At 40.9% G+C, this 25,608-nt stretch carries 28 protein-coding genes and 2 pseudogenes; 20 read left to right on the top strand and 10 right to left on the bottom strand.

The annotated features are described in order from the left end of the window. Window positions 1-266 precede the first annotated feature (266 nt). Window positions 267-1,466, bottom strand: coding sequence for a dicarboxylate/amino acid:cation symporter (locus ACZ42C_RS08945; protein WP_461181247.1), 1,200 nt, complete (start codon window positions 1,464-1,466; stop codon window positions 267-269). A gap of 194 nt (window positions 1,467-1,660) precedes the next feature. Between ACZ42C_RS08945 and ACZ42C_RS08940 the strand changes: the two genes are divergently transcribed. Next, window positions 1,661-1,945, top strand: a complete 285-nt coding sequence (locus ACZ42C_RS08940; protein ID WP_461181248.1) for a hypothetical protein — start codon at window positions 1,661-1,663, stop codon at window positions 1,943-1,945. A gap of 78 nt (window positions 1,946-2,023) precedes the next feature. On the opposite strand, the gene ACZ42C_RS08935 is transcribed toward ACZ42C_RS08940, so the two are convergent. Next, window positions 2,024-2,887, bottom strand: coding sequence for a CvfB family protein (locus tag ACZ42C_RS08935; RefSeq protein WP_461181249.1), 864 nt, complete (start codon window positions 2,885-2,887; stop codon window positions 2,024-2,026). Between the two features lie 401 nt (window positions 2,888-3,288). Between ACZ42C_RS08935 and ACZ42C_RS08930 the strand changes: the two genes are divergently transcribed. From ACZ42C_RS08930 to ACZ42C_RS08880, 11 genes are all read left to right on the top strand, one after another. After that, entirely contained in the window at window positions 3,289-3,699 is a 411-nt protein-coding gene (locus ACZ42C_RS08930) for a hypothetical protein (protein WP_461181250.1), read from the top strand. Window positions 3,700-3,703: 4 nt separating this feature from the next. Then, window positions 3,704-4,495 (top strand): hypothetical protein, encoded by a 792-nt coding sequence (locus ACZ42C_RS08925; protein ID WP_464891350.1) that lies wholly within the window; start codon window positions 3,704-3,706, stop codon window positions 4,493-4,495. A gap of 76 nt (window positions 4,496-4,571) precedes the next feature. Beyond that, complete coding sequence (locus ACZ42C_RS08920; RefSeq protein ID WP_461181252.1) at window positions 4,572-5,048, top strand: hypothetical protein; 477 nt, start codon at window positions 4,572-4,574, stop codon at window positions 5,046-5,048. Beyond that, a complete protein-coding gene (gene lepB, locus ACZ42C_RS08915) occupies window positions 5,041-5,604 on the top strand; it encodes a signal peptidase I (protein WP_461181253.1) in 564 nt (187 codons plus the stop codon). Before ACZ42C_RS08920 ends, lepB begins: the two co-directional genes overlap by 8 nt. Window positions 5,605-5,758: 154 nt before the next feature. After that, on the top strand, window positions 5,759-6,526 hold the full coding sequence (pxpB, locus tag ACZ42C_RS08910; RefSeq protein WP_461181254.1) for a 5-oxoprolinase subunit PxpB: 768 nt from the start codon (window positions 5,759-5,761) through the stop codon (window positions 6,524-6,526). Continuing rightward, on the top strand, window positions 6,498-7,265 hold the full coding sequence (locus ACZ42C_RS08905) for a LamB/YcsF family protein (protein ID WP_461181255.1): 768 nt from the start codon (window positions 6,498-6,500) through the stop codon (window positions 7,263-7,265). Before pxpB ends, ACZ42C_RS08905 begins: the two co-directional genes overlap by 29 nt. Next, window positions 7,262-8,215, top strand: a complete 954-nt coding sequence (locus ACZ42C_RS08900) for a 5-oxoprolinase subunit C family protein (RefSeq protein WP_461181256.1) — start codon at window positions 7,262-7,264, stop codon at window positions 8,213-8,215. The genes ACZ42C_RS08905 and ACZ42C_RS08900 overlap by 4 nt, the downstream gene beginning before the upstream one ends. Window positions 8,216-8,446: 231 nt before the next feature. Beyond that, complete coding sequence (locus tag ACZ42C_RS08895; protein WP_461181257.1) at window positions 8,447-8,881, top strand: hypothetical protein; 435 nt, start codon at window positions 8,447-8,449, stop codon at window positions 8,879-8,881. A gap of 348 nt (window positions 8,882-9,229) precedes the next feature. Then, the gene (locus ACZ42C_RS08890) at window positions 9,230-10,126 is read left to right on the top strand and encodes an AEC family transporter (protein WP_461181258.1); all 897 of its coding nucleotides are present in this window, start codon (window positions 9,230-9,232) and stop codon (window positions 10,124-10,126) included. Between the two features lie 362 nt (window positions 10,127-10,488). Next, on the top strand, window positions 10,489-11,280 hold the full coding sequence (locus ACZ42C_RS08885; RefSeq protein ID WP_461181259.1) for an SDR family oxidoreductase: 792 nt from the start codon (window positions 10,489-10,491) through the stop codon (window positions 11,278-11,280). 60 nt (window positions 11,281-11,340) lie between these two features. Then, entirely contained in the window at window positions 11,341-12,189 is an 849-nt protein-coding gene (locus ACZ42C_RS08880; protein WP_461181260.1) for a hypothetical protein, read from the top strand. A 25-nt stretch (window positions 12,190-12,214) separates the two neighbouring features. Here ACZ42C_RS08880 and ytaF read toward each other — a convergent pair whose 3' ends face one another. Further along, entirely contained in the window at window positions 12,215-12,826 is a 612-nt protein-coding gene (gene ytaF, locus ACZ42C_RS08875; protein ID WP_461181261.1) for a sporulation membrane protein YtaF, read from the bottom strand. Window positions 12,827-13,291: 465 nt separating this feature from the next. Continuing rightward, window positions 13,292-14,308: a DUF3231 family protein gene (locus ACZ42C_RS08870; protein ID WP_461181262.1), complete on the bottom strand. Its 1,017-nt coding sequence runs from the start codon at window positions 14,306-14,308 to the stop codon at window positions 13,292-13,294. A gap of 218 nt (window positions 14,309-14,526) precedes the next feature. Here ACZ42C_RS08870 and ACZ42C_RS08865 point away from each other — a divergent pair, with 218 nt between their 5' ends. Beyond that, window positions 14,527-16,692 (top strand): DNA topoisomerase III, encoded by a 2,166-nt coding sequence (locus ACZ42C_RS08865; protein ID WP_461181263.1) that lies wholly within the window; start codon window positions 14,527-14,529, stop codon window positions 16,690-16,692. A 208-nt stretch (window positions 16,693-16,900) separates the two neighbouring features. On the opposite strand, the gene ACZ42C_RS08860 is transcribed toward ACZ42C_RS08865, so the two are convergent. Together ACZ42C_RS08860 and ACZ42C_RS08855 are read right to left on the bottom strand one after the other, a co-directional pair. Further along, on the bottom strand, window positions 16,901-17,083 hold the full coding sequence (locus ACZ42C_RS08860; RefSeq protein WP_461181264.1) for a hypothetical protein: 183 nt from the start codon (window positions 17,081-17,083) through the stop codon (window positions 16,901-16,903). 78 nt (window positions 17,084-17,161) lie between these two features. Beyond that, window positions 17,162-18,355, bottom strand: coding sequence for a hypothetical protein (locus ACZ42C_RS08855; protein ID WP_461181265.1), 1,194 nt, complete (start codon window positions 18,353-18,355; stop codon window positions 17,162-17,164). 372 nt (window positions 18,356-18,727) lie between these two features. On the opposite strand from ACZ42C_RS08855, the gene tnpA reads away from it, so the two are divergent. From tnpA to tnpC, 3 genes are all read left to right on the top strand, one after another. Further along, a complete protein-coding gene (gene tnpA, locus ACZ42C_RS08850) occupies window positions 18,728-19,054 on the top strand; it encodes an IS66 family insertion sequence element accessory protein TnpA (RefSeq protein ID WP_461183807.1) in 327 nt (108 codons plus the stop codon). Beyond that, window positions 19,048-19,404, top strand: coding sequence for an IS66 family insertion sequence element accessory protein TnpB (tnpB, locus tag ACZ42C_RS08845; protein ID WP_461183806.1), 357 nt, complete (start codon window positions 19,048-19,050; stop codon window positions 19,402-19,404). The genes tnpA and tnpB overlap by 7 nt, the downstream gene beginning before the upstream one ends. A gap of 136 nt (window positions 19,405-19,540) precedes the next feature. After that, window positions 19,541-21,049, top strand: coding sequence for an IS66 family transposase (gene tnpC / locus ACZ42C_RS08840; protein ID WP_461183808.1), 1,509 nt, complete (start codon window positions 19,541-19,543; stop codon window positions 21,047-21,049). A gap of 55 nt (window positions 21,050-21,104) precedes the next feature. Here tnpC and ACZ42C_RS08835 read toward each other — a convergent pair whose 3' ends face one another. Further along, a complete protein-coding gene (locus tag ACZ42C_RS08835; RefSeq protein WP_461182221.1) occupies window positions 21,105-21,302 on the bottom strand; it encodes a DUF2188 domain-containing protein in 198 nt (65 codons plus the stop codon). 113 nt (window positions 21,303-21,415) lie between these two features. Here ACZ42C_RS08835 and ACZ42C_RS08830 point away from each other — a divergent pair, with 113 nt between their 5' ends. Continuing rightward, window positions 21,416-21,745 (top strand): CHY zinc finger protein, encoded by a 330-nt coding sequence (locus tag ACZ42C_RS08830; protein WP_461182220.1) that lies wholly within the window; start codon window positions 21,416-21,418, stop codon window positions 21,743-21,745. A gap of 99 nt (window positions 21,746-21,844) precedes the next feature. Then, window positions 21,845-22,084 (top strand): indolepyruvate ferredoxin oxidoreductase subunit alpha, encoded by a 240-nt coding sequence (locus ACZ42C_RS08825; protein ID WP_164219489.1) that lies wholly within the window; start codon window positions 21,845-21,847, stop codon window positions 22,082-22,084. 219 nt (window positions 22,085-22,303) lie between these two features. On the opposite strand, the gene ACZ42C_RS08820 is transcribed toward ACZ42C_RS08825, so the two are convergent. From ACZ42C_RS08820 to ACZ42C_RS08810, 3 genes are all read right to left on the bottom strand, one after another. Next, window positions 22,304-22,441, bottom strand: coding sequence for a hypothetical protein (locus ACZ42C_RS08820; protein ID WP_461182219.1), 138 nt, complete (start codon window positions 22,439-22,441; stop codon window positions 22,304-22,306). A 23-nt stretch (window positions 22,442-22,464) separates the two neighbouring features. Beyond that, a complete protein-coding gene (locus ACZ42C_RS08815) occupies window positions 22,465-22,638 on the bottom strand; it encodes a hypothetical protein (RefSeq protein ID WP_461182218.1) in 174 nt (57 codons plus the stop codon). 74 nt (window positions 22,639-22,712) lie between these two features. After that, entirely contained in the window at window positions 22,713-22,850 is a 138-nt protein-coding gene (locus ACZ42C_RS08810; protein WP_461182217.1) for a hypothetical protein, read from the bottom strand. Window positions 22,851-23,124: 274 nt separating this feature from the next. On the opposite strand from ACZ42C_RS08810, the pseudogene ACZ42C_RS08805 reads away from it, so the two are divergent. Together ACZ42C_RS08805 and ACZ42C_RS08800 are read left to right on the top strand one after the other, a co-directional pair. Beyond that, window positions 23,125-24,575, top strand: a pseudogene (locus ACZ42C_RS08805) (RNA-guided endonuclease InsQ/TnpB family protein). Between the two features lie 227 nt (window positions 24,576-24,802). Further along, a pseudogene (locus ACZ42C_RS08800) lies at window positions 24,803-25,603 on the top strand (DUF72 domain-containing protein); the annotation flags it as partial. Window positions 25,604-25,608: the final 5 nt, after the last annotated feature.

Raw genomic sequence — 25,608 nt, 5'->3', positions numbered from 1 at the left:
CCCTGTTTATAAATTTGAAAATAAAAGAAAACTCTACCTGCTTCAATGCTTTGAAGCCCAGGAGCAGGCAAACGTCCTTGTGTTTTAGTATAACAGATTTTAGGAAAGTCGATAATGTATTTTATCCGAAAATTTTTGCATAATGTACTCCAAGTTAGATTGGAATAGAGAGCCAGGGAAGCTCGTCAAGTTCACCATGAAATTGTAGTAGCCTGGGACAAGGAATAGAATCCTCGTCCCTTTGTTCAGTTTGTTATAGGGGCAGTCTATGTCCCTGTATGATGTTTTCTTTCACTGGATTCAATAACAACAGCTGCCGATGCATCACCGGTAACATTAACGGCGGTACGCATCATGTCCAGTATACGATCAACGCTGGCAACAAGCGCAATGCCTGCCAATGGAAGATTGATGGCGGTCAGTACCATCGTCAGCATAATCATTCCGGCACCTGGTACACCGGCTGTTCCGATGGAAGCCAGGGTTGCAATAAGAACGACGGTAATGATTTGGGTGAAGGTCAGCTCGATCCCATAGTATTGTGCGATAAACATAACGGCCACACCCTGGTAAAGCGCAGTCCCATCCATATTAATGGTTGCACCGAGCGGCAGGGAAAAGCTGCTCGTTTGCTTGGACACCCCCAGGCTTTCCTGTGTACTTTTCATGGTGACGGGAAGTGTTCCGGCACTGCTTGCCGTACTAAAGGCCACGGTGGTTGCCGGGAAGATACCTTTAAAAAATGCAAGCGGATTCATCTTTCCCAAAGTTTTTACCGCAATGGAATAGGTAACTGCGGCATGAATAATACAGCCAATGAATACAGCGGCAATCAGCTTTATAAGTGGAAGCAGTACATCGAGACCATACTGGCCTACGATTGGTGCAAGCAATCCAAATATACCTATTGGAACAAGCAGCATCACTATGTTTGTAATTTTATACATGACTTCCGCGAGGCCGTCAAAAAAGCGCCGTACCGGGACAGCTTTTTCCCCAACGAGTGTAATGCCAATACCGAGAAACACCGCAAAAAAGATGATTTGCAATATGTTCCCAGCGGATAACGCTTCGACAGGGTTTGTTGGTACGATATTCAGCAATGTGTCGACGATACCAACTGTTTCCGCAACTTCCTCTCCGGACGTATCCGGTGTAATATCCAAACCTGTGCCTGGAGAAAGAGCAAATCCGGCAAGCAGGCCAATGGAGATGGCGAGAAAGCTTGTCAGCAAATAATAACTGATCATCTTGCCGCCTAGCCGGCCTAACTTTTTTATATTGCCGGCACTTGTCACACCGACTATGATTGTAGCTAAAATTAAAGGTACAATGATAAACTGAATAAGACGTAAGAATAAATCACCGAGCGGTTCCACCACACTTGCATTTTCCCCAAATAACAATCCCACTATAATGGCAAGGGTAAATGCAATCAGAATTTGCCATAGGAACCTTTTCTTCATACATATCCTCCTTATTTTTGGTATAAAATAGATGCAACCCTCCTTTCCTCTATTTATAATTAGTCTATTTACACATGTGTAGAAGAATTACAAATATCTTATAGGAATGCCTGAAAGAAAAGTGATCGTTCAAATTGACTTTATAGAGGTTCGATTGTAGACTATAAATATATATCTTTGTATGAGGTGAAGGCATGATACAATCAGTATTAATTATTGGTATTATTTTATCGGTAATCAGCATTGCTGTTGGAATTGCCGTTTTAAAAGCAACCGGCAAAGAAAAATTCACAGCCTATTATCCAATTTGTGTATTAGGAATTATTGGAATTTTACTGGCCTGTGCTGCAGCAATTGTTGGAAAAGTGGAGATCATGGGAGCCGGACTTGGCGGCTGGGGAATTGCAGCGATGTTCGCAGCAGCAATTGGTTTTATTGCTACTTCCCTTGTTGACACATACGCAAATGCAGAAGCATAAAAAAAGAGCGGAGGACCGCTCTTTTTTTATGCCTTAAAGTTACTGAGAGATGGATGGAAAACTGCCAAAAGATCTGACTTATTTAACCTCTTTATTGATATATGTTTTCCCATTATGCTGTTCAATTTTACCTTCTTTCATCAGTTTTCCCAAGGCACGCTTGAAAGCAGCTTTGCTGATATGGAAGGTTGCCCTGATATCCTCCGGGTCACTTTTATCGCTGAAAGGGATGACTCCACCATGATCTTCCAGGTGTTCCAAAATCGCCTCGGCATCATCTCCCATGCTGTGCTGTTTCAGTGGACGAAGGGAAACATTGATGGATCCATCCTCTTTCACTTCGATGACCCGCCCATGAACCAACTCGCCTAAGCGTGGTTCTTTTTTACGTTCGGTATGGTGAATAAAGCCACGGTGATTTCCTTCCGTGAAAATGGCTGAACCTTCCCTGCTTGTGTGATATACCCTTCCTGTAATTTGCTGCTGATATAGGCTCTCCGGTGCTGCTTCCATCTCATCGATAAGCACGTCTTCATTCCCGGGAATGGCCAAAAGACGTCCTTTCCTGTCCTCTCCCAATGTTACGTAAAGTTTGTCTCCCGCTGCAGGCCATACACTTTCAAATAACGGAAGGTCATCCTTGGAAACAAGCATTTCTTTATTTGTTCCTATATCAACAAAGACACCTAAATTAGGGATCATCTCCCTGACCTCCACCCAATCATACGTTCCTTTTTGAATAGCAGGGAGATTTAATGTGGCAATCCATCTGCCTTTCTTATCCGAATATAAAAATACTTCCACCATGGCCCCAGGTTCCAACTCTGTGTCAGTTTCCCCGTGATGAAGGAGTATCTCACTTCCTGCATGTTTTAACATATAACCTGTGTTTATTTTACTGTCGACCTTTATGGTTTGGATCGTACCTAAAACTGAATGCACTGTAACACCTTCTTTACTTTTCTGTTAAACGTCTGATAAATCGTGATAATAATCGCATATTGGTTGATTCATGTCAAATGAATAAAGAAGAAACGGTACCAAAAATGAAAAATGATTAAAATTTTGTAGGCTAAAGGGATTAGTGGATATTACAAAAGAACCAGACAAAATAAAGGAGATTTCTGGAAAAAGATTAAAAAAAGAGAGTAAACCATGATAATATACCTGCTTTACCTTATCGATTTTCATAAGTTATTGTCGAAACCAAAACTTTACTACTAGTTTAAAAATTGGGCAATTATTCCGATTCACTGTTTAAAATTTTTTGATAATGTAGGTAATGAGAGTCAGGAACGAAATTTTTATGGGTGCAAATTCTTAAGACGAAAGGATAGGTGATAGTGAAAAAACTTGGAATTTCAGTAATCTTAATATTGATGCTTATGTTTCCCGCCACCATGTATGTACAAGCTTATAAAGTGGATCACCAGGTAAATGACTATTTGGTATTTATAGAGCATTTTTTAACGGAAAAACAAGAAAAAGCTGAACAAACCTTAAGTGCGGAAATAAAGCAATCAACTGATACAGGTAAAAAAGAATTAAGCGAATTTTATCTGGACAAGCTGTTCGGAGTAAAGAAAAATGTGGAGCAGCATCAGCAGGATTATCTTTTCCAACTGAAAGAGACGGTGGACGTCTTAAGGGAAAGAGATTTAAAGGAATATGAAGAGAAAAAAGCAGAAGAACTGCGAAATGAAATTGGACAAGATGTAGAGAATTATTTGGAAGAAATTTTATCAGACAAATAAAAATATGAGGGAGTCGTTAAATATGAAATTCGGATTAAAAGGTAAGATTGCTGCAGGAGTACTAGTAGTAGGAGTTGTATCGGGTTCAAGTTTTGCATTTGCGAATACGGATGCGGGTGACCAACTTCGCGCGTGGTATGATGGAATGTTTGGTCAGTCAGTAGATACGATTGAAGCGGAAACTGAAGCGTATATTGAAGGACAGTTGCCTGATTTGAATGATGAGTATGAAGCATTGAAAGAGCAAGCGGGGGTAGATATTGATTTAACAAGAGAGACAGAGACTGGGGAGTCCATTGCTGAAATAATCGCTGCCAAAACTAGTCATTTAGAATCTTTGGATGGGGAATTGGAAGCGATTTTAGAAGGAATGGGATTAGAATATAACGATGTATTTATTGCTGCATATACCGAGATTTTAAATCTACAAGATGATGCTCTTGATTATGCAACAAATGATCTAACGGCATTTACCGGAGAAGCAGGAGAAGCAGCAGTGACAGAAATGACAAGTGATCTGAACGAAGCCCGTGATGGTGCGGTGCAAGAGTTAGAGGCTGCAATACAAAACGCTCAGGATGTATTGGTAGAAGCTATTGACGATCAAGAAGAAATTACAACTCGTAATATAAGAAATCAAGTTGACTGGGCAATTGAAGACTTACGCGACGACGTAGAAACACTTTTAGCCGGGCTTGTTGAAGAACAGCAAACCATCATTGCTGATGCAGCACAAGATTTGGAAGACGATGCCATCGATGCATTGGATGATGTTGTAAATGATATAAATAACTAATTAACAAGTTAGGACTTCCGGGAATGGCGGGTTCCTTGCTTTCATAGAGGGAACCCGATTTTAGGAGCTGAATGAAATGAAAGCAAAATGGCGGAAAATCATCGTAGGCGCACTGTTCGTAATCATGGTTGCAGGCAGCAGCATGACCATTGCTTTTGCCGATCAAAATATAAGCGGTATGCTGACGGAATGGTTTGACCGGAAGACAGAAGAATCGGTAGAGGAAATAGAGGATGCCATTGCAAAAGAACAGGAAAAACAAACAGATAAATTAAAAGAAGAAATCCGAATGGCCATTGAAGAAGCTGAACAGGAAATGAAAGAGTTCGTGGAAGCGGAAAAAAACAGCCGGGTGGAAGAAATCAAGCAACATGCTAATCATTTAATGGAAGAGATAGAAGTCGATGAATCAGAAATAAGAGAAGCAAAGTTGGGGGAATTAGAGCGGATCCTGCATGAAGCAATGGAAGAAATGAACCAGGTACTCGAGGAGGAAGAAACACCAACAGCAGAGACAAAAACAGAAGAACCTGAGGGGGAAACAGATGAGTAATACAGCACCAACGCAAGAAACAGAAAATGAAATGAACTCCAAGTCCGGCAAGAATACAAAAAAATCCAGCAAATCCGGTGTGATGAGCTGGGTTATTTTCATCATTTTTCTTTTAGGCATTATTATTTTTTTTAGATATGTCATCCAGTTTACGGTTGTTTCCGGAGATTCCATGAACCCTACCCTGGAAGATGGAGATATTTTGCTGACCAGCAGTTTGTTTTATGAAATAGACCGCTATGAGGTGATTATTTATCAGGATGACAATGGATACGATGTAATTAAGCGGGTGATCGGAATGCCCAATGAATCGGTGGAAATAAGCGATGGCGTGGTTTACATAGATGGCGTGCCCATTGAAGAAAGCTATACTGCCGGCATATCCAATGATATGGATGAAGTAATTCTCGGGGAGGACAGTTATTTTGTCATCGGGGACTACAGGCAGCCCGGGGCAAGCTATGACAGCAGAAATAGCGATGTCGGGCCGATCCACGAAAGCCGGATAAAAGGAGAAACCTTGTTTTCTATATTTCCACCTAAATCAATAAAGTAGCATGGTACCTAATTGGCTGCCGGTCCTGAATGATCAGGGCCGGCAGTTTTTTGCCTGGAGAGGATTTTTAAGGGAAAAGCAGCTGCTCCACACGGTGACATGCAGAAGGTGACAGTGTGCAGCCAATCCATTATAATGGTAAAAAAGGCGGGTGATGATCGTGGTGCGAATAGAAGCATACGGGGATTCAGGTCTTCGTATTCAGTTTGGAGAAGATATTTCCAAAACGACGAATGAAAAGATTCGTTGTTTTTGTCTTCTGCTGAGAGAAAAAAACATTCCTGGTTTAATAGAATGGATTCCTACTTATACTGCGGTTTCTCTCATTTACGATCCGTATATTTTATTTTATGAGGATTTGGAAAAAAATATGGAGCATATACTTTCAGAGATGAAAGAGGTAGAGCTTCCACCTGCCAAAATATTTGAAATCCCTGTTTTGTATGGAGGAAATCATGGACCTGATCTCCCGGCGGTTGCGGAGAAAAATAAACTGGATGAACAGAGAATCATAGAATTGCATACTTCAGGAGATTACTTGATTTATATGATGGGATTTATTCCCGGGTTCACCTATTTAGGAGGAATGCCTGAGGCAATTGCTATGCCAAGAAAGGCAACCCCCCGGTCTGAAATTCCGGCAGGGTCAGTGGGGATTGCGGGAAAACAAACAGGAATTTATCCGGTGAAATCACCTGGAGGATGGCAAATTATCGGTAAAACTCCGGTGAAGCTTTATGATGAAACAAAAGATTCACCTATTTTACTGGAGGCCGGCAATTATATTCGTTTTGTGCCGGTAACAGAAAAAGAATTCTTGGAAATAGAGAAGAAAGTGGAAGCTGGAATCTATGTTCCGCGAACAAGATTATTGCAGGAAGGGGTGGAGGAACATGAAGTATCAAGTGGATTTGAACAGTGACTTGGGTGAGAGTTTTGGCACGTATAAAATTGGGCAGGACGATTTGATCATGAATTATATTTCCTCTGCCAATATTGCCTGTGGTTATCATGCCGGCGACCATAATGTGATTGCATCAACCGTAAAAGCAGCTTCAAAAAAAGATGTTGGTATCGGCGCACACCCCGGGCTTCAGGATTTAATCGGGTTTGGAAGAAGACCAATGGAAATAGACCCGGAAGAAGCGTATAATCTCATTTTGTATCAGATTGGTGCGGTACAGACTTTTGCCAGGGCCCATCAAAAAAAGTTGAGTCATGTGAAACCTCACGGCGCTTTATATAATATGGCGTGCAGAGATGCTGAACTCGCGCATGCAATTGCAGAAGCCGTATATGCCAGTGATAAAAATCTTGTTTTATTTGGTTTGGCTGGAAGCGAACTTGTGAAAAAGGGAAAGCAAGCAGGCTTGCGTACAGCGGAGGAAGTTTTTGCCGACCGGACATATCAGCCTGATGGCACGCTTACTCCACGAACGAAAGAGAATGCATTAATTCACGATGAAGATGAAGCTGTTGACCGTGTGATCCGAATGATTAAAGACGGAAAAGTGGAAGCAACTGATGGTTCCGATATTGCGATTCAGGCTGACACGATTTGTATTCACGGTGACGGACAGAAGGCAGTTACCTTTGCAGAGAATTTATTTGGGGAATTGGCCCGTCATGAGATCATGATTAAAAGAGTTGGGACGACATGAAGGAAACCATGAAAATAATTAAACCCGGTCTGGCCACCTCGGTACAGGATTTGGGGAGAAGGGGATATCAGCAATACGGAGTAGTTGTGGCAGGTGCGATGGATGATTTTGCCTTGCAGGTGGGGAATCTGCTTGTAGGCAACCGTCGAAATGAGGCTGGATTGGAAATAGCCATGATGGGACCTGAAATTCTCATGCTGGAAGACACAGTAATATCCATTTGCGGAGCTGATTTATCCCCGCAACTGGACGGAAAAGCAATTTCAGGATGGAAGTCCCACCTGGTGGAAAAGGGACAAAGATTAACTTTTGGCCAGCCAAAGAATGGCGGGTATGCATATATCGCCGTGGCAGGCGGCGTGAAAACCCCAGAAGTGATGGGAAGTAAATCTACATATGTGATGACGGAAATGGGCGGGTATAAAGGCCGTTTTTTAAAAAAAGGGGATTATTTGGAGACCGGTTCACCGTCCTATCAGCTGAAACAATTGACAGGAAGAGGCATCAAAGTAACGAGCGATATGGATTATCACTCCCATCGTAAAATTAGGGTTGTCCTAGGTCCGGATAGTCATGGCTTTTCCAAAGATTCGATACATCGGTTTTTGAACTCAGATTACCAGGTTTCTCCGCAATCTGATCGAATGGGATACAGGCTGGAGGGACCGGCTCTGGATGGGGAGGCAGATATTATTTCCGACGCCGTTTTGCCGGGAACGGTCCAGGTGCCTGCAAACGGAAAGCCGATCGTTTTGCTGGCAGACAGACAAACAACTGGCGGTTATGCCAGGATTGCTTCTGTTATTTCCGTGGATCTTCCTTACGTAGCCCAGCAGCGTACAGGTAACGAACTGCAATTTGTGGAAGTGAGTGTCAAAGAAGCCCAGCAGCTTTATATTAATAGAGAGTTATTATTGAAAAGACTGAGTATCGGGGCAGGGAGGTTGTAAATCCCTGTCTTTCCCGGCTGTTTTTTCAAGGAGGATTATAGTAGTGGTGATATTAACTGGATTTCGTTGTGTTATGTGGCTATGGAACAGTTGCATGGGATAATTAATATTGGAATTATCTCTGATAAGCTTGTTCGGGGACATTTTACTTTGGGAGACCACCGTAATTTCATTTGAAAGAACTCCTCAAGGCCATTTCTTCAGAAGTACCCTTGGAAGGGGGCGTTGACAGTGGTTTTCAAGGACAATTCTGAAGAGAATCCTCTGAAAAAGTCCTTGACAGTGCTTCTCAAGGACATTATCGCTGAAAATCCTCTGAAAAAGTCCTCGACAGTTGTTCTCAAGGACAATTCTGGAGAAAATCCCCTGAAAAAGTCCTCGACAGTTGTTCTCAAGGACATTATCGCTGAAAATCCTCTGAAAAAGTCCGTGACAGTTGTTCTCAAGGACAATTCTGGAGAAAATCCCCTGAAAAAGTCCTCGACAGTGTTTCTCAAGGACAATTCTGGAGAAAATCCCCTGAAAAAGTCCTCGACAGTTGTTCTCAAGGACAATTCTGGAGAAAACCCTCTGAAAAAGTCCTCGACAGCGCCTCTCAAGGACACTTCCTGCAGAAAATCCTCTGAAAAAGTCCTCGACAGCGCCTCTCAAGGACATTATCGCTGAAAATCCTCTGAAAAAGTCCTCGACAGTGTTTCTCAAGGACAATTCTGAAGAGAATCCTCTGAAAAAGTCCTTGATAGTGTTTCTCAAGGACAATTCTGGAGAAAATCCTCTGAAAAAGTCCTCGACAGCGCCTCTCAAGGACAATTCTGGAGAAAATCCCCTGAAAAAGTCCTCGACAGCGCCTCTCAAGGACATCTTCACCGAAAACCCTGTCCCTTGCAAAGCAAATCACAAAGCATCGCTCTATTTAATCCAGGACTGGAACGCCATCAACTATCCCTCCCGTTGTCACAAGCAACAAAAAGTATGATAGACTAATAGGCATGATTACTAACTGGAGATGTCACAATGTTTTTGTTCTTAAATGTTATATTACCAATTATCGCCGTATTTGCTGCAGGATTTATTTTGCAGCGTATTCGGCTACTTGATGTAAAATCTGTTTCTGCCGTATCTATATACATACTGATGCCTGCCCTTGTATTTATTGGCTTATACGATGCTGAATTTGACAGCAGTTATTTTATCATACTTATTTATATGTTCGTTTTGTTTTTTCTAATGGTTTTTCTAAATAAAATGCTGGCTCGCATATTGAAATGGTCACCTTCCACGGAAAGTGCTTCGATTTTATCTACCGGCTTTATGAATTCGGGAAATTACGGGCTACCCGTAGTTTTATTCAGTATTGGGGAAGCGGCATTGCCTTTTGCGGTGTTTATTATGGTTATCCAGTCGCTGCAAAATAACTTTTTCGGAGTCTATTATGCATCAAGAAGTACGAGTGGCATGAAGCGGGCCTGGCTGAATGTATGTAAAATGCCGACTACATATGCAGCTATCCTGGCGATTCTGCTTCAGCCGTTAAATGTCGAGGTGCCGGAAGCCGTGTATTCCACACTGTCCATGGTCGGGGAAGCAGGAATTCCGGTCATGATGATTGTACTTGGCATGCAGCTTGCTTCCATCAAATCCGTCAAAATTAATTGGCAGGTCATCAGTGCTGCCGTTATTTTAAAAACGGCTGTGGCTCCTTTATTTGCGTTTTTATTTGTATGGATGCTTGATGTGGATCCGCTGATCGGTGTTATTCTTATCGTCATTTCGGCGATGCCGACCGCTGCGACGACAACGATGTATGCCATTGAATTTGATACAGAACCTGATCTTGTATCCAGTATCACTTTCATTTCCACAGCGGTAAGTATAGTAAGTTTGACGATTCTGCTAAACCTGGTTTCGTAGAAGATTTCCATTTAACAGTAGAAACAGATGGCATGTTTTCGTCCTATTTTTTTAGGGTAACTAAAAGATGACGCTTTGTTATTATTACTCTGTTATCCATGAAAGGATGATGTTCATGCTGCGGACCATATTAATGATTATTGGTGCTATTGTAGTAATTGGCTGGATTATTTCCATGTTATAAATGAAATGTTAGCACAACGGCAGACCATATGAAAATAAGGCTATAAGAAAAGCAGGAAAATACTTCTTTCTTCGGAGAGAAGTATTTTTTTTATTGCAAGATAAGTTTAAATTTTGGTAAACCTGTACTGAATTGGATAGAATACTAGTATATATTATTTTCGCAGAGGGGGATTCAAATGGATTTACACTTGGAAGGAAAGTCTGTGATTGTCACCGCAGCAAGTAAAGGACTTGGCAAAGCGACAGCAATGGCATTTGCAGGGGAAAGGGCACATGTTCTACTGTCCAGCCGAAACGAAACGGCTTTACAGAATGCAGTGAAAGAAATTAAAGAAGAAACGGGTAACGAACATGTGGATTATGCTGTTTGTGATATGAAAAAAGAAGCGGACATACGGGAACTCGTTAATAAAGCTGTTGGGTGGAACGGCACGGTGGATGTGCTGATCAATAATGCCGGCGGGCCTCCTGCAGGAAGTTTTATGGAAATGAGTGATGAGGACTGGTATCATGCCTTTGAATTAAACCTGCTCAGTTTTGTACGTACGATAAGGGCTGTCTTTCCTTATATGAAGGAGCAGCAAAGCGGGCATATTGTAAATCTTGCTTCTTCATCCATCAAACAAAGTATTGATCATTTGGTTCTTTCCAATACGATGAGACCGGGTATTGTGGGACTGGCAAAAACACTTGCCCAGGAGCTGAGTGAAGACAATATTTTAGTTAATACGGTAGGTCCGGGAACAATCAAAACCGGTCGGGTTCAGGAACTTAATAAAATTAAAGCGGAACAAGCGCAGGTTTCAGTGGAAGAGGTAAACCGAAAAGCAGAAGAAAGTATTCCGATGGGGCGTTTTGGCAAGCCGGAAGAGTTTGCTAAAGCGGTTGTATTTTTGGCATCCGGGGCGAATACATATATTACCGGTCAGTCGTTGATTGTGGATGGCGGCCAGGTTAAAGCGTTATAGGTAAAGCTGTCTCATCCGCACAGGTTAAGGCCACCGCAGCTGAATTATGGAGGTATTAGGTTGAGGATCATTGATACATTTTTTTCTTTTCCCAAACAACCCAATATCGAAGGGTTAAGCGCATATTACGATAGATACCCTGATATATTCCATTACTATTTTTCGTATCACTGTAAATATACAGAGGAAAGACTGGCACGGGCAATTGAAAAATATGCTGTGGACTGGGAAGAAATAAAAAAAGTTCATCATACAATTAAACCGCTTGTCACAGATGTGGCCCGCACATTTTATGAAAATTACCATCTCGAATTTCCGATTAACGTAAATTTAATTGTTGGTGCATATGGCTCCAACGCCTATGCAATGCGGGAAATCGCAGCTGATATTACCTTTTCAATAGAACGGCTAACATATGAAAAAGACCCATTGAAGGTAATCATTGCGCATGAATTTGGACATGTGGCCCATCATATGATTTCCGACAACCATCAAATGGATTGGACACAGGTGCAGTGGGATCACCCATATGTTTGGCTGTTACAGGAAGGTGCGGCAACACATTTTTCGAAGCAGATTACACCGGATCTGAGGGAATCCATTTATTTTTCTTATGATTACGATGGGGAGGCATGGCTTTCGTTTGCGAAGGATAATAAAGAGGAAATCATCAGACATTTTACAAATGACATACATGCTGGGAAAAGTAGTGCAGAGATTTTCAGGGAATGGTTTTCCATTAATGGCGGTTCAACGTTCGGTTTGGCCCGTCTGGCTTATTTTGTAGCGGATTGCTTGTTTGAGGATTTCGCTAGTGAAATAGGGGAAGTAAATACGTTGCTTTTATGGAAACAGGAAGACTTTTTCCAGGTAATGGATAACTGGTTAAAAAACAAAGCAGCACGCTGAGTATACACCATGTGCTGCTGTTGGATTAAGCAAGAATATTAAAAATACCTAGTGCGATTAATAGAATTGGCGGAACAAAGGACATTTTTTGCAAAACCCTATTTTTGGAAAGAAGCACTCCCATTTTAATACCGCAAAAAAGAAACAAACCACTCATACAGGCAATCAATAATGCAGTAATCATAGGAGAATAACCAAGCATGGAAGCACCAATTCCCGCTCCAAATGCATCCATGGCAAGTGCTGTGCCAAGCAAAAGTGCTTCATTTGCCGAGATGGAACCCGATTGGTCCAAGTCTGCTTTATCCGGCGTGTTCAGCACGGTGGCCAAAATATTTTGTTTCCTGGGTTCGGGCGCCTCTTCCCTTTTTGAAAGTAATACATTATATAACGAAAAGACACCAAGAGCGATTAATATTCCACCACCCAGTACTTCAGCCATAGAAGGGGATATAAACGATCTTAAGGAGTTTCCGATCGTCATGGCCAGTAAAACCATAATTCCGGAGCATAGCATGATAATTAATAATCCGGTCAATGGTACCCGGATTTTCCGCATTCCATAGGTGACCCCTACGCCGAAACTATCCAGACTTACAGCAATTACTAAAAAAAATAACCCTGTATACAATAGCATAGCACCAGATCCTTTTTTAATTTCCTAGGTTCAGTGTATGGAAATGGTGTTATGGGTGTGCGTGGACATAATCAGGCTTATTCGTATCGTGCATCACCGTCGACTGATCTTATTAGCGGTGTTGTTTTAATCAAAAAATCCTTCATGCAGATGATGAAGGATTTTTTGATTAAAATTCAGTTATTGTGTGTGGGAGGACCTGTTGAGCAGTAAAATTCATTTGAAGCGTCCATCATAAAAGTTATGATGGACGCTTCACCAACAATTTTTATTTGAAATTTTCTTCATAGTGGGTATGAAGAAAATTACGGCGGGGAGCGAGAGATCAAAGTCTGTCATGCAAGGTATGAAAGACATTTTGGCAGGGAGATAGGAAATTAAAATCCTTCATGCGATGAATGAAGGGCATTTCAGCAGGATAACCTCATAGAAATGTCCTTCATCCAAACAATCGAATCCACTTCTCTACTTATTTCTTTTTTTCGCCAGTTTATCCCGATTTTTTATCGCAGGAGGCTGTTCAAGCCAGCGATGTTTAATCATGATGTCCGCTCCGCTTTTTGCTATTCGGGATACCTCCAATGACAGGCGTTCGTAGTTTACCATTAAGTCGCTCCGTTGACTGGCAGCTCCAGCTGTTGCATAATTCCCGACTCCCGCTGACATAATGAGTGACATATGAAACATCATTAATTTATCGGAAAATGTCCGGGTGGTTGAATTGCTGACTGCAACATCCGGTATATGCGGCGCTTCAATTTCATCCTTCAGAAGTGTATCCACAAATACCTTGGTATGTTTTTTGGAAACTTCTTTCGAACGCAGCATGAAATCCTGTACCTCTTCATTTGTAGAAGTTTGTGCGAAGGCCAGACAGAGGTTAATGCCAATTGTATTGGTTACGATATTCAAATATAAATGGGAAATTTCCACAGCGTTTAATGACCGTTTATCGTTTAAAGGGTTTAAGCCGCTTAAATACTTTTTGTCGGTTACAAAGTCTGTTTCCTTGGGTGTCTCAATGTACGGATGTCGGTAGTTTACACCTTTAATCATAGCTACTTCACTGGAGTTGTTATATAGCTGAGATGATTTTGTTAATGCTTTAGTATAAAATTGCCTCATGTCATCTCTTGCACACATGGAAAGAAGCCCACTGTAAGTCAGCATTCCTACTTTTGCCATGTGATTTACATAGGACAGGCAAAATACATCCGTGAACAGCCATGGGGCGTTCATATTTACGTCCTGCTCACTAAAGCCATTTGGTATGGCGTAGTCCTCCTTTCTAAAAATCTTATGTTGCTCATCGATATGATTACAGGAAATGTCATATGCATATTGTACGACAGGTTTTATTTCATCATCTTGAATATGTTTAATCATAAAATCCAGCATATATTTGGACATACTATTATTCATATAACTTGTCCAAAGGGATGTGATTTCCCCGGATGACAGAGGGACGGTGTTACCCGGCATAATGAGCCTCCTTAAATATGGGTTTTCTATTAGTTTTTCCAGTATGCATGTTGTTATGCATACGGCTTCATACCAGTGAAAAATGGTACCCAGTTTTTTTAAGTTTTAGATCTCAATATTAAAAAAGGAATACCCCATGAAAAAGAACCTGGAGATTAAATTTTCTCCAGACCTGTGATAAAGTAGAGAGAGATGCAAAAAAGAAAGGAATTTTTCTGATGAGTAAAACGGTAGTACTGGCTGAAAAGCCTTCTGTCGGCCGTGATATTGCACGCGTGCTGCAGTGCAACAAAAAAGGAAACGGCTTTATGGAAGGCAGTAAATATATTGTTACCTGGGCACTTGGGCATTTGGTTACCCTGGCTGATCCCGAAGTGTATGATGATAAATATAAAACATGGAAGCTGGATGATTTGCCTATGCTTCCAAAGGACTTAAAGCTGGTCGTCATTAAAAAAACCGGTAAACAGTTTAATGCGGTAAAAGCACAGTTAACCCGTAAAGATGTGCAAGAAGTAGTTATTGCCACAGATGCCGGCAGGGAAGGGGAGCTTGTTGCCCGCTGGATTTTGGAAAAAGCAAGGGTAAAAAAACCGGTAAAAAGGCTTTGGATTTCCTCCGTGACGGATAAAGCCATTCGGGAAGGGTTCAGATCTTTAAAACCGGGCAAGCAGTATGAAAATCTCTATGCATCGGCAGTGGCCCGGTCGGAAGCGGACTGGTATGTCGGCCTGAATGCAACACGCGCCCTTACGACTAAATTTAATGCTCAGCTGTCGAGCGGTCGGGTGCAAACCCCCACGCTTGCCATGATTGCGGCAAGAGAGCGGGAAATAAAAGAATTCAAACCGCAAAAATATTACGGTCTGCAAGCAAAAACACAGAAGGGCTTTACATTGAGCTGGAGTGACGCCAAAAATAATAAACGGATCTTTAATAAAGAAAAAGCGGATGCGCTGCTTAAAAAAGTAAAAGGGAAGCAAGCGAAAATAACGGATATTCAAAAGTCCTACAAGAAAAAGCATGCCCCGCAGCTATACGATTTAACAGAACTGCAAAGGGATGCGAACCGGATCTTCAACTTCTCGGGAAAAGAGACATTGTCCATTATGCAGCGGCTGTATGAGCAGCATAAAGTGTTAACCTATCCGAGAACCGATTCCAGGGTGATCTCCACCGATATCGTCCCTACTTTAAAGGATCGTGTGAAGGCATGCGGGGTGGACCAGTATTCCCGTTTTGCGAATAAGTTGCTTGGGAAGGAATGGAAGTTGCCCAAATCCGTCGTGGATAATAAAAAAGTATCCGATCACCATGCGATCATCCCGACAGAGCAGCGGGTGCTGCTTGCGGATTTGTCAGATAAGGAAAGAAAAATTTATGATCTCGTTGTCAAACGCTTCCTGGCTGTACTGGCCGATCCATTTGAATATGAGCAGACAACGATGACAGCGGAAATTAATGGGGAAAAGTTTTCCGCAAAGGGAAAAGTCGTAAAGAAACAAGGCTGGAAAGAACTATATGATAACAGGCAGGATGATGACGAAGAAGATCAGCAGTTACCTGTGGTGAACAAGGGTGATACGCTGAGTCAACTTCGTGTTTCCTTGAAGGAAGGGGAAACGAAACCACCGGAGCGCTTTACAGAAGGTGCGCTGCTTCAGGCGATGGAAAACCCTGCACGTTATATGAAAACCGAAGATAAACATTTAACGAAAACGATGAGTCAAACAGGCGGCCTCGGTACCGTGGCAACGAGAGCGGATATTATTGAAAAATTATTTAACACCATGTATATGGAAATGAAGGGCAAGCATATTTTTATTACTTCCAAAGGCAGGCAGCTGCTTGAACTGGTACCGAAAGACCTGCGTTCACCGGCATTAACAGCTGAGTGGGAGCAAAAGCTTGCACTGATTGCAGACGGACGTCTGGATAAAAATAAATTTATTTCCGAAATGAAAGCTTATACGAAGGAAGTCGTTCAGGAGATCAAGGAAAGCGATGAAAAATTCAAGCATGACAACATGACCGGTACGAAATGTCCGGATTGCGGCAAATTAATGCTTGAAATTAAAAACAAACACGGCAGAATGCTCGTGTGCCAGGATCGCTCCTGCGGCCATAAGAAAAACATTGCCAAATTCACAAATGCACGCTGCCCGAACTGTCATAAGCGGTTGGAACTGCGCGGGGAAGGCGAAGGAAAGATGTTCATGTGCAAATGTGGACACCGGGAAAAGCTCTCTGCGTTTAATAAACGTAAAGAAAAAGAGAAAAAGCATAAAGTATCCAAAAAAGATGTAAATAAGTATTTGAAAAAACAGGACGATGACTTTAAAAACAACGCACTGGCCGAGCAACTGGCCAAACTGAAAAAGTGAAGCACCGGGAAGGTTTCCCTGTAGTAAAACTGTCCTGAAAGTGGTAAGTAGAAAAGGGGGGGCAGTTTTAGGAGGGAAAAGTGCGGATCTCAGGTTGAAATGCTCCCTTTAAGGTAGACAGGAAACAGAAAAAATCCGTTTACTTTAAGGGAGTTTTTTATTATTATCTTTTTCTTCTTTAAGAGAAAGCTCCCGATAGCTTATTATACTAGCTTTTTTCTTTTTTAAAGAACTTCTTTAACCCAAATCCAATCAGTATTCCTATAAATCCAGCAATACTAAAATGAACAATGCCTTCCCAATCCATTACTTCGTTTTGCCATTGACTTTTTATAAATTCATATATGATTACTCCCACAATCCAACCAAAAGTGATTTTTATTAAACGCAAATTTTAGCCTCTTCCAATTATAAATCGTTTGCACCATATATTTTTAGGATAATATTTCACATTATCATTACATTATAGTCAAAAATTTATATAGTAATTTCCATCAATTTCATAAAAATACCCATGTAATTCTCCAAGCCCCTTAATAAAAATAATATCATTTTGAATGACTGGTTTTTGATCTAAAACAATATGTAATTTATTTATTGTATTGATTTTGTCAATACAATGAACAATAACAGGTTGGTTAATATGGTATTCTCTTTTGTTTATTGAAACAGTAATAAAATTTTTATGTAATTGCTTATTAGCATCTACAATGACATTCATTGGATCGAATGCTTTACAATTTATATCACCTGAAATATAAAGGTGATGACCATTTTCATGTTCAAATTGATGGAAAATTTCATCCTTCTTTTCATTTATTCCATTAATAATGGAAATGGTCTCCTTACTAATTTTAATATTATGTATATTATTAAATTCCCATTCAACTTTTTCTTTTAACATATCGTATAACAGTATTTTAGAATCAAAAAACGTCTCTTTCCAATTTGCAAAAAGTTCATCTAACAATAAACAGATAACTAAACCAGAACTATAGCAACTTTTTCTAAGGTGATAGGTTGATTCTCGGTTATCTTTTAAATCCTTGCTATATTTATTTAATACTTCCTCGTATGATTTATTGCTATATTGATTATAAGCATGTAATTCCACATAAAATGCTGGTCCTTCTACTGTTTCGACAGAGAGTTCGTAATCCAAATATCTATCTATGTAAACTCGTCTATTCTCTCTTAAATTAATAAAACTCATTAAGTTCTTGACTTTTTCTTCTTTGACAGAAGATATGACTGCGTTGTAAAGATAAGCTCTTTCTCTATTACGCAATTCTACATTTTCCTTCAATAATGGATAGTTCATTCCTAACATTTCATCAGGAAACCTTGTCTCTTCTTGAAGATGTTGAAAACCGTGAAATAGTTCATGAATTATTATGGAGTAGATACTTTCCATATCTTTATAGTGATCTAAATTTACTATAGCAGTAGGATAGTCTCCATATAATATGATCGTATCTGCCCCATTGAATTGCTCGTTCCATTTCAAATAGGAGTAAGATTTATTTTGGGATGAAAAATTGGGATGATTATACAAATAAACCCCTTCTTTATCATATAAAGCAAATGCGACTAATTTAAAGTTTGGCCAATATAAATTTACTTCTTGTTTTATTTTCTCATGGAGATAATCTAAATTTAACATCACAACACCTCAATTCATAAATTTCATTTTCCATGATTTAATTATAATTCTTCTTAAACAATCCTGCTTCGTTAGTCCAATAACTCCCTCAATTCTAACATTAAGTTCGGTTTAACTCACATTAATATTTTAAAAACCTAATTTATTTGGAATATACATTCAAGTATAAAGAAATTTTGTTATGACAACAAAAGAAGTCTTCTATGTTGGATGTATTCTATAGCATATGTAAAAAATGCCGAATGAGGATCCTGCACCCTCATTCGGCATTTTTAACCTGTTTAATATCGTAAGCGTCAAATAAAACACACATAGAATCAGAAAGTCATCCATGCGATAATCTTCTTAGAAATGAATTCAGGAGGTTATGCGATGACTCTAAAAGACAAGAGAATAGAATGGGAAGCGCGGTATGATGCTTGGAAAGATAGCGGGCAAAGTGTAGCCGAATGGTGTCGGGATCATGAAATCAAAGCCCACCAGATGTATTATTGGATCCAGCGATTCGAGAACCAGGAAAATCTTTCTGAACAGGAACCAACACAATGGCTCGCCGTCCAGGTGGAAGAGGAAAATATTTCTTCCAAAGGAGAAGGACCTATCTTTATCCACTTTGATGCTCTTTCTGTCGAAGTGCGACCAGGAGCCAATGTTGGATTACTATCCGATATCATCCATGTCCTGCGAAATCAATGTTGACAAACTTACAATTTGAGCGTGTCTACCTGGCCCGCGGAAGCACAGATCTTCGTAAGTCTATTGACGGTCTGGCGGTGATTGTTCAAGAATGCTTTGACCTCGATCCCTTTTCTCCTTGTTTGTTCGTGTTCTGTAATCGGAAACGTGACAAGTTAAAAATCCTGCAGTGGGAGCACAATGGGTTTTGGCTGCATTATCGCAGGTTGGAAAAGGGAACATTCCATTGGCCATCAGAAAAGGACACAGCACCTATGAATATCAGTCCTCGTCAGCTTCGCTGGCTGCTGGATGGTTTGCCAATTGAACAAAGGCAGGCACACCGTGAGGTGAAAGCGCGTACCATTATTTAAAAGATTGAAATATAGGAATACGGGAATTCGACTAGGCAAGTCGAATTCTTTATCGTATACTTATTTTATGGAAAAAACAGCGCATACATCAACCCAGTCAATTGAATATTATAAAGCGCAAAATGAAAAGCTTGAGATGGAAAAAGAAGCGTTGGAGGCAAAATTAAAATGGTACGAAGAACAATTTCGTTTGAGCCAACAACGCAGATTTGGATCTTCCAGTGAGAAGACCGATTCAGGTCAGCTCTCTCTTTTCAATGAGGCCGAAGATACTACTGACACGACGGTGGAAGAACCAACTGTCGAAACGATTACATATAAACGCAAGAAACAGCGTGGTCAGCGTGAACAAAAGCTGGAAAACCTGCCTACGGAAACGATCGAATATCGTTTATCCGATGAGGAACAGGTCTGTTCGTGCTGTGGAGGAAATCTTCACGATATGAGCACGGAAGTGCGTAAAGAATTAAAAATCATTCCTGCGCAAGTAAAAGTCGTTGAACACGTGCGCCACGTATATAGCTGCCGGCATTGCGAACGCCATGAAATTGAAACACCTATTGTGACAGCGAAGATGCCGGAGCCAGTATTTCCTGGGAGCCTCGCCTCTCCATCCGCCATGGCTTACACCATGACACAAAAATATGTAGAGGGCATGCCACTTTACCGGCAAGAGAAACACCTGGAACGCTTCGGTGTATCCATTCCACGGCAGACACTGGCCAATTGGATGGTATACGGTGCCATCACATGGCTGGAGCTCATTTATAACAAAATGCACGCCCAACTATTGGAATTGGATACGATGCACGCGGATGAGACGACACTGCAAGTTTTATCCGAGCCGGAACGGCCGGCAACATCCACCTCCTACATGTGGCTATATCGCTCAGGGCATACTGATGTACCCATCGTTCTTTACGATTATCAGCAAACACGGGCGGCCAAACATCCACGCCGATTTCTGAAAGGCTTCCAGGGCTACCTGCATGTAGACGGTTATCCCGGCTACAATGGGCTTCCTGACGTTGTCCTTGTTGGGTGTTGGGCGCACGCACGGCGCAAATTCACAGAAGCACTCAAGGCTCTTCCTGAATCCGCAGCCACTACGGCTGTGAAGGCAAACGAAGGCTTGGACTTCTGTAATAAGCTTTTTGATATTGAACGAGATTTAAAGGACAAAAGTCCGCAAGAACGCTATGAAAAGCGTTTGGAACGCAGCCAGCCAGTGCTGGAGGCTTTTTTGGCATGGTTGAAAGAGCAAACACCACGCGTACTGCCAAAAAGTGCGCTTGGTCAAGCCATCAAATATTGTCGTAACCAATGGGAACGTTTAGAGGCATTTTTGGAGGATGGCCGATTGGAGATTGATAACAATCGAGCTGAACGGTCCATCAAGCCTTTTGTGATCGGAAGGAAAAATTGGCTTTTTAGCAATACCGCAAAAGGAGCAAAATCCAGTGCGATCATTTATAGTGTTGTGGAGACGGCCAAGGAAAATGGACTGAATCCATTTAACTACCTCAGCTACCTGTTTGAGGAACTTCCCAATATAGATACGACAGATGAAGTGCAGTTGACTCGACTTCTGCCGTGGTCCGCTTCACTCCCTGATGAATGCCGCGTTCCTAATAAATCTAAATAAATTATAACAGTAGTCCACATCTGAAAAATAGGTGTGGACTATTTTACGCTTACGTTTAATATCTTTTTTCTTCAATTACATTATGATTTTTATCCAGAATCTCCACCATACTTGGACTGTTTTCCTGTGCCATTCTCTCTGCTTCGGCAATCGCCTCATCTTTGGCATCGAACACTTCCTCCGGTGCCACATCCTCCAGTTTAACAAACCATGCTGAAGCATCAACATTTGGTGTTACGGTGTATGTTCTCATGACGCAAATCTCCTTTATTCTTTTATATCCTATATAGGGTTTACATTCCCTTCCTTTTTAAAAATAAAACGCAAGCAGTATAATAGACAGATAGAAGAAGGGAGAGAACGGTTATGAGAATACATGGGTGGACGGTTAAAGGTGCTATTGATCAGGAAACCCGCTGCACTCATTATCATCAGGAAAATGATCGGATTGCGATTAAATTTTACTGCTGCGGGCAATATTTTCCGTGCTATCAATGCCATCAGGAGCATGGATGCGGAAAACGTTCTGTCTGGCCGCGGCATTTGTTCTCCGAAAAAGCCATCCTGTGCGGGAGCTGCGGGAAGGAGTTAACCATCAGCGAATATTTATTCAGCAAAAATACTTGTCCCAGCTGTCAAAATTCATTTAATCCCGGCTGTGCTTTTCATTATCATTTATATTTCGAGCGAAAATAGCTGGAGTCAAACTGTTTACTTCACCCTCATTTGTCTTGTATGATGGAAGCGTAGCTAGTATTATATCTTTGGTGAAGTATATAAGGGAGGTTAATATACATGGCATTTGTCATATTGGATCCATGCAGCACGGAAAAATCCGCCGAATGTGTAAGCGTGTGTCCTGTTGATTGTATAGAGGAAGGTCCTGATCAGTTTTACATAGATCCGGATGTTTGTATCGACTGTGCCGCTTGCAAGGCTGTTTGCCCGGTAGATGCAATCGAGGAAGAATATGATCTAACCGCTGAACAGGAAGTATTTCTCGAGAAAGCGGAAGAATTCTTTGCAAATAGATGACCTATCATTTACTACTGATAGAAATAATAAGGCTGCCTTCTGAGGCGGTCTTATTTTATATTATGTATAAAGCGTGTTTGACCCGAAGCTGTGCATCTTTACGGTCATTTGGTTGATAAATTAAAATCCCCATTATGTCCTGAAATGAAGGATGTAACGGGGATTTAGATTTAATTGGGAAAAATTGCGTGTGAGGATATTTGAAGAGATGTATCGTTATTATTTCCCCATAAATTGGCCTTTTATTTTGGCTATTTCTCGCTCATTTTGTACGGCTTTTTTCCATGTGAATTCCTGATCTGCATTAATGGATTTAAATTCTCTCATGATCTCTGTATGACGGTTGCTATTTTCCATAAGCATATCCTGATAATTCTCTTTTAGAGGGGAATATTCTTTTTCATATCAGTCTGTTCCTGTTTCATTTCACTCTGCTCTTGTTTCATTACTTCTTGTTCTTCTCTCATTTTGCCGACCATCGTAATTAATTTTGACAGCATCCCTTCCATGTGGTCAAAACGTGCCTCCAAACGGTCAAATCGTTCCTCGCTCAAATGATCTCACCTCCTTAACTACCCTTTATAACGGATCTATTAAAACAGTGCAATAAAACTTATGCCCTAAATGGTTATTCTGCATCTGCCCTTACTGCTATTTTACTTGCAATCCATCGTTTTGCAGTTGGTTCATCAATTTCATATATTTTCCCGGCACGGAGTAATTCTCCATGGTATGCGGTTTGTACGTTCATTTTTACTTTGATCATTTTGCTGGCTCCTTTATGGAATAATACAATAAGTATACAAGAAATTGCCGGAAAATATAAGTGTCCGTTTTATTGTGGTGTTCTATTTGACTGTCTTTTTCTATCAATCCCAGTCGAGAGTACCCCATCCTCAAGGAACCCATGTGAGTAGGGTGGGGATGAATCGACTACGGATCAGGACTGGCTTATGCCATTTCAAATGATCCGACTTTCCAATGAAGAACGTACATGCTATAATAAAAAAGAACAAATATTCCTTTCGGGAGGTGAGTTTATGTCAAAAAAGAATCCAACGTTTTATTATAAAACAGACCAAATCTGGATCAAGCCGGGGCATCGCATGCATCCATACTTCAACCAGATGTGCCAAAACGCAAAAAACATGTATAATGTAGTTAATTTTTACATCAGGCAGGTATTTACTGGATTAAGAACAGAAAACCCGCATCCCTTACAACAAGAAGTGTTGGAAACCATTCGTCAAAACCTGGAACCAATGAACGACGGACAACGACAGGCATATGTGCGAAGGCTGGAAAAAGAAAGGCAAAAGCCTGTTGAAAAGCGAAAAGAAGTCACATGCAACCTGTTTGAAGCACCAACAAAAGAAAAACCGTATCTTCATTATAACTTTCTAAACAGCTTATTTCATATGATCAAGCAACCCGATTATGTTTCCCTACCAATACAGAGCAGCCAATGGGTAATGAAAACCGTTTTTCAAAACTGGAAAAGTTTTTACTCGAGTTTAAAAGATTACAAAGATCAACCGGAAAAATACAACGCAAGCCCCCGCATCCCAGGATATTCCCGTACCTCAGAGAAAGAAATTATTTTCACCAACCAGGATTGCTGCATCAAAGAACAGAAATATTTAAAGTTCCCGAAGACAAAGCTGAAGCTTAATATTGGCAAATTGGGATTGGCAGAAGGAAAATTAATGCAAGTACGCATCATCCCCAAGTATGGTCATTATGTGGTGGAATTAGTAAGAAAAGTGGAATATGATGCGATAGAACCAACGGACAGCAACAGATGCATGGCACTGGATTTAGGCATAAACAATCTTGTTTCCGGAGTGACAAACACAGGCGCATCCCCTTTTATAATAAAAGGCGGAAATGTCAAATCCATCAACCAATATTACAACAAACAAAAAGCGCATTTACTAGGGATTCTACGTCATGGAAAGCATCAAATGAAGGGCCTTTCACATCAAAACGGTTGGAAAGGCTTCATCACGTTAGACACCGAAAGCTAAAGGACATCTTTCATAAAGCCAGCCATAAAATTGTGAATCTTGCCTTGGAAGAAAAGGTAGACACAGTAATTATTGGAAAAAATGAAGGATGGAAACAGGAAGTGAATATGGGTAAAAAAGGTAATCAAACATTTGTCAGCATTCCGCATGCCATGTTGATCAACATGATTACATACAAGGCGGAAAAATGCGGGATTCGTGTTATAACAACAGAAGAATCGTACACATCAAAAGCGAGTTTTATAGATGGGGATGATATTCCTGTATTTGATGAAAAGAAGGATAAACCTGTATTCACTGGAAAACGAGTGAAACGTGGGCTTTATCGTACTTGTGAAGGATTACTGTTAAATGCCGATATAAACGGAGCAGCCAACATATTAAGGAAATTTGTGAGCAAGTTACCACAAAAACAAGCGTTGACTGCAGACTCCGTGAATGTTTGGCAACCCAAGGTTATTTAAAAGAAGTACCAAAGGCGAGACCGATGGTATAGAGGGGCTGGGTGTAAATAGATCACCAATGTGACAGCTCCACTGACGTTAAGCGGCGAATATGTCGTCACGTTAGAAACCCCTACTTCAAATTTTCAATCAGAAAATTAAGTGGTGGGAGTATTCATGGTAAAATATGTGCAGGAGGGAACAGCATGATTTATATCGGATTAACCGGCTGAGGGGATCACGATTCGATCTATTCCGGGAATGTGAAACCAAAGGACAAACTATCGGAATACAGCAGTCATTTTCCGCTCGTGGAAGTCGATACTGCCTTTTATGCAATTCAGCAGGAGAAAAATGTGAAAAAGTGGGTCACTGATACACCGGATAATTTCCGCTTTATTGTGAAGGCATACCAGGGAATGACCGGACATCAGCGCAGGGAAGATCAGCCTTTTGATTCCGTACAGGAAATGTTTACTGCATATAAAAAATCCTTAATACCATACATAGAAGCCGGTAAATTAGCATGTGTCCTTTTTCAGTTTTCACCTTGGTTTACTTGTAAGAAAGAAAGTGTAAATTATTTGCGCTATTGTCGGAAAATGATGGGGGATATCCCGATTGCACTGGAATTCAGACATCAATCTTGGTTTTCGGAAAAGTATCGGGAAAGTACATTGCAATTTATGAAAGCGGAAGGGTGGATTCATTCAATTGTGGATGAACCAAATGCGGGCAGCAGCACGATTCCTACCGTGCCTATTGTAACCCACCCTGGAAAAACCATGATTCGCATGCATGGGAGAAATGTTCATGGATGGAATAAACCAAACAGTGCGGATACCAACTGGCGTGAAGTGCGCTACTTATATGACTATAACGGCGAAGAATTATCGGAATGGAAAAAAAGAATTTTAGAACTGAAAAAGAATACCGAGGATCTGTATATCGTATTTAATAACAATTCCGGCGGACATGCTGCAGGAAATGCGAAGGAATTGCAGGAGATGCTGGGGATTACTTATGAGGGGCTTTCACCGAAGCAGCTGGGTTT

This window comes from Virgibacillus kimchii (assembly GCF_055379185.1).
This window is presented reverse-complemented; position numbering and strand designations above follow the sequence as displayed.